Origin of the sequence: Streptomyces roseochromogenus subsp. oscitans DS 12.976 (genome assembly GCF_000497445.1) — a bacterium.
Lineage (GTDB): Bacteria > Actinomycetota > Actinomycetes > Streptomycetales > Streptomycetaceae > Streptomyces > Streptomyces oscitans.
The window spans coordinates 8,201,699-8,206,512 of the sequence record NZ_CM002285.1 but is presented as its reverse complement, the minus strand read 5'-3'; the positions used below and the strand labels follow the sequence as shown (position 1 = coordinate 8,206,512).

General features: G+C 74.8%; 3 protein-coding genes. All 3 read right to left on the bottom strand.

What is annotated here, in order from left to right:
* Positions 1-43 precede the first annotated feature (43 nt).
* Genes M878_RS85145 through M878_RS85135 form a run of 3 tightly spaced genes read right to left on the bottom strand, consistent with a single transcriptional unit; the run spans position 44 to position 4,461 of the window.
* Positions 44-844, bottom strand: coding sequence for an alpha/beta fold hydrolase (locus M878_RS85145; protein WP_023552428.1), 801 nt, complete (start codon positions 842-844; stop codon positions 44-46).
* A 3-nt stretch (positions 845-847) separates the two neighbouring features.
* Positions 848-1,168: an acyl carrier protein gene (locus M878_RS97880; RefSeq protein WP_023552426.1), complete on the bottom strand. Its 321-nt coding sequence runs from the start codon at positions 1,166-1,168 to the stop codon at positions 848-850.
* Positions 1,165-4,461 carry an acyltransferase domain-containing protein gene (locus tag M878_RS85135; protein WP_023552424.1) on the bottom strand — a complete coding sequence of 1,099 codons (3,297 nt, stop codon included), beginning with the start codon at positions 4,459-4,461 and terminating at the stop codon, positions 1,165-1,167. Before M878_RS85135 ends, M878_RS97880 begins: the two co-directional genes overlap by 4 nt.
* Between the last annotated feature and the right edge of the window lie 353 nt (positions 4,462-4,814).

Here is a 4,814-nt window from a genome sequence, read left to right as displayed (position 1 = left end):
TTGACGTGCCCGGTCAGCGGCGGCACGACGAAGAGGAAGGCGCTCATCCGACCCCCGCCCCGGCGCGGATCAGGTCCAGGATGTGCCCGCCGACGGCGGCCGGCGCCTCCACCAGCACCGAGTGCTCGTGCCCGGGCAGCACGACCGCCCGGTAGTCCGTCAGCAACTCCCGCTCCACCGGCACCAGATCGGCGAGGTCCGACTCGCCTCCGTACACGCCGAGGACCGGGCAGCGTACGGCCCTGATCGCCTCCTCGGTCAGCACCCGGCTGGCAGGGATGTCCCGGCCGAGGGTCGTCTCGCGGGCGAGCCGGGCCGCGCCCTTGGCCAGCCGGGCGGTGTTGTGGCCCCGGTGCGCGATGATCCAGGCGAGGGCGTCGGGCTCGTTGTGGGCGAGTTGGGTCATGACCCGGTCGAGGATGCGGCCGAGCTTCGCGGCCCAGGCGGCGGTCGCTGGTTCGGACTCGATCAGCGTCAGCGTGGCCGTGCGCTCCGGGTGGCGGGCGGCGAAACCGAAGGCGATGGTGCCGCCGTAGGAGTTGCCGACGAGGTGGACGGGCCCGGTGACCGCCAGCCGGTCGAGGAGCGCCTCCAGGTCGTCGATGTTCTGGTCGAGGGTGTAGCCGTCCGGCGGGCGCTCGCTGCGGCCGTGCCCGCGCAGGTCGTACATGACGACGTCGAGTCCGGCCGCGGCGAAGGCGGGCGCGACGGTGAAGTAGTAGCTGGCCAGGCTGTCGGTGAGCAGCCCGTGCACCAGGACGACCGTGGCGTGCGGGACGCGGCCGTCGGCCGGGCCCGTGCGCTGGACGTGCAGCCGGATGCCGCCGGCGTCGACCATCGCCATGGCTCAGCCCGCCTGCGTGGTCTTCAGGCTCCACACCACGTACTCCACGAGCCGGCCGACCGTCAGGTCGATGATCTCGTCGAACTCCATGCCGGCGAGGAACTCGGCGAGGTTGACCCGCTGCCCGTACCGCTCCTCCAGCAGCCCGGCCAGGGTGACGAGGTCGATGCTCTCCAGTTCCAGGTCGCGGTTGAAGGTGGTGGACATGCCGATCAGCACGTCGTCGTCACCGTACTCCGCCAGCACCGTGCGGAGCATGTCGGTGACATCGGCGAGCACGGCGTTGACGGTGGGCTGCGCCGGGGCCGGCTGGGTGGGGTTCATCGGGGGGACTCCTCGGCTGCTTCGTGGGGGTGCGGGTCGTCGGCTCGTCTGTCGTCGGCTGGTCCGTCCTCGGCTCCGGGGCCGGTCGTCCACGCCACGACGTAGGTGCGGTCCGGCAGGGCTGGCGGATTGGTCACCGGGGCGCAGTACACGGTGTAGACGCGTTCCAGGCGGCCGGAGACCAGGAGCCGACTGCCGTCCGGGGTGGTCTCCAGTACGGCGAAGTCCCGTGGCCGGCCGCCGAATCCGACGCCCTCGGCCTTGGCGACCGCCTCCTTGGCGGCCCAGAACCGGGTGAACCACTCGGCCTCCGTGCCGGTGCCGTCCGTCGACCGGGCGTGCAGCAGGCGCAGTTCGGCCGGGCCGAGCGCGGTGGCGAGCGTGGCCGGGTCGCGCTCGGTGACCTCCTCGATGTCGATGCCGGGGCCTGGCTGCGGGGTGTGCGGCCGGACGATCGCGACGGCCGCCTCGGCGCGGTGGGCGAGCGAGACGTCCAGCGGGGGCAGGGCGCGGCCGTGCGTGCCGGTGACGCGGGGGCGGCCCAACTCGTCGTTGTCTACGCGGAGTTCGGCCGGGAAGACGGGTCCTTCGCCGTGCTGCCACAGCCACTGCCGTACGGCGTCCTTGGCCGCGATCCGGCCGAGCAGCCACTGCCGGCGGCCGCGCGGCGGGCGTGCGGCGTACTCGGTCCGTTCGGCGCCGCCGAGCGTGTTGCGCATGATCAGCTCGCGGGAGGCGAGGTCCGGCCAGCGCTCGTGCACCAGCGCCCAGGCGCCGGGTCTGGCCTCGGACAGGGTGTGGCGCTCGGGGAAGCGTTCGACGGGCCGGGTGGCCGGGTCGTTGTCGAAGCGGCGGTCCTGCCAGCCGTCGATCACGGCCCACACCCGGCCGCCGACGCTGAGTTCCGCGTCGGCTTCCAGGACGGTGTCGGTGAGGGAGGTGATCCGCAGGACGCAGCCGACCTCGGCGCCGGGGGCCGGGTGGGGCCCGTGGAACCGCATGTGCCGCATCCGCACGGGGAAGACGACGGTCCGTTCGGTATGGGTCGCCATGATCCAGTAGCCGAGCAGCTGGCCCACGTTGTCCAGCAGGGCGCCCGGCGCGGCGGGTGCGGTGATCACACCCCGGATGTGCCGCTCGCCGAGCGCGGTGAGGTCGGTCAGGCCCTGGAATCCGGGGCCGTGGAACATCCAGCGCTCCCGGTAGATCTCGGCGGCGGTGTGCTCGGGGCGGCGTTCGGGCGCGTCGGGGATCGGGCTGGGCGGGGGCGGTTCGGGGTGGTGCGGGGCGAGTTCGACCGTGGCGCGGGCCGTGGGGCCGAAGGCGACGGTGACGCGGTCCGGGCGGCCGGGGTCCGGGGTGACGGTGACCGGCACGTCGACGGGGGGTGTCGCGGTGAGCCAGCGGTCGAAGCGGGCCTCGTGCACGGCGACCGCCCGCAGCCCGGGGGCCGCCGCCTCCGCCGCGTCCATCAGATGCCGCACGATCGTGGTGGCCGGCACCACCGGCCAGCGGTCCTCCAGATCGGGCCAGCCGGGACGTTGCGGGAAGAAGCAGTGGTCCAGGAGGTGGGGCATGGTGTGGGGGGAGACGTGGACGGTGGTGGTGGCCGGGGCCGGGGCGACGGGGATGGGTGTGGCGGGGGAGGGGGCGGCCGGGGTCGGTCCGACGGGGGTGGGCGCGGCGCGGGTGGGCCCGGTGCGCGGGGGAGCGGCGGTCCGTGGGGTGCGGCGGTGGCTTGCGGTGATCAGCCGTGCCGCCGTGTCTGCGGTGTCCCGCAGCAGGGCGGTCAATTCGGCGGCGATCGGGGAGCGCACGGCGAGTCCGTCCAGTTCGCTCAGGCCCGGCCCGGCCGGTTCGCCGAGGCCGGGACCGGCTGGGCGGTGCGGGGGCTCGACAGGCGCGGCGACCGATCCCTGGCGTAGTTCCGCGCGGAGTGCGTCGAGGAGCGGGCCGTTCAGGGAGACGAGGGCGCCGCCGAGGTCGAGCCGGACGGGTGTGGCTGGGCGGCGGTGTGACTGTACGGCTGCTGGGGTGCGGGGTGGCAGTGCCGGAACCGTCGGCGCTCCGGTGCGGGGTGGCAGTGCCGGGACCGTCGGCGCTCCGGTCGTCCACAACGCCGTTGCGACGCGGCGCAGTTGGGACATGCCACTGCGCTCGGGCGCGTTGGCGGCGACCGTCAGGTGGTCTTGATCGCCGAGGGTGTCGTCGATCAGGGAGGTGAGCCGGCCGGGGCCCGCCTGGACGAAGACGCGGTGACCGGCGTCGTACAGGGCCTCGGTCAGCTCGCGGAAGCGGACCGGTTCCAGCAGGTGCCGTACGAACAGCTCGCGTACCGCGGACTCGGCCCGCGGGAAGGGCGCCGCGGTCGTACCCGACCACACCGGCACGGTCGGCGGGTGCAGCCGGAAGCGTTCGGCGGCCTCCCTGATGGGCGCGAGGTACGGCTCCAGCATCGGCGTGTGGAAGCCGGACCGGAAGGGCAGCACCTGGCAGATCACCCCCTGGGCACGCAGGGCCTGTACGAACTCCTCGACCGCCGTGCCGGGTCCGCAGACCATGGACTGGCGCGGTGCGTTGTCGTGGGAGAGCACGATCCCGGAGTCCGCCCAGGACTCCGCGAGCACGGCGCGGACCTGTGCGGCGGAGGTGCCGAGGGCCGCGAAGGCGAGACCGGGGACAGTGACCGCGTCCGGGTCGAACTCGGCCATGAACGCGTCCACTTGTTCTGTGGCGTACAGCCCGGCCGCCGCCATGGCCGTCCACTCGCCGACGCTGTGCCCGGCGACCGCGTCCGGTACGACGCCCATGCGGCGCAGCGCCCGGTCCAGCAGGCGGCCCACACCGACGACCCCGAAGCCGTGCCTCCCTACGTCGCCGACCCGGACGTCCGGGCCGGACAGCGGGGGCAGGCCGAAGTGGGCGGCGATGTCGTCCGTGCGCGGGGTGAAGTCGCCTTCCAGTCCAGGGAAGACGAACGCCAGCCCGCCGCCGGCCCGGCCGAGCAGTGGCTCCGGCCGGAACCACACATCGCTGCGCCCCTGCCAGGCGCGGCCCTTGGCGACCGCGCGCCGCGCCAGGGCGAGCCGCTTGGCGGTCGGGGCGACCATCCCGAGCCGGACGGGACCGGCGTCGGAGTTTGACCGGGCGGGGTCGAGCCCTGCGGCCGCCACGGCCGAGTCGTCGGTGTCGAGGAGGGCGGCCAGGCCGCCCACGCTGTCGGCGGCGAGCAGCAGGATCCGCTCGGGCTCGGTGACGTGCGCGGGAGCGGGAGCGGGAGCGAGGGCACGCACGGGAGCGGTGGGACGCGTCGGGGCCGGAGTGGAGACGCGTGCGGGAGCGGTGGGACGCGTGGGGGCCGGAGTGCCGACGCCCGCGGGAGCGGTGGGACGCGTGGGGGCCGGAGTGCCGACGCCCGCGGGAGCGGTAGGACGCGCAGGAGCCGGAACCGTGGGACACGCCGGAGCGGGAGCCGTGGCACGCGCGGGAGCCGGTACGGGGACGTGCGCGGGAGCCGGAGTGGGGACGCGCGCGGGAGCGGTGGCGCGTGCGGGCATGGGCGTTGGCACGGGCTCCCGGACGGACGCGGGCCCGGAGTGCGTACGTGGAATCGCGCGGGCGCCCGGTGCCTCCTCCAGCACCACAT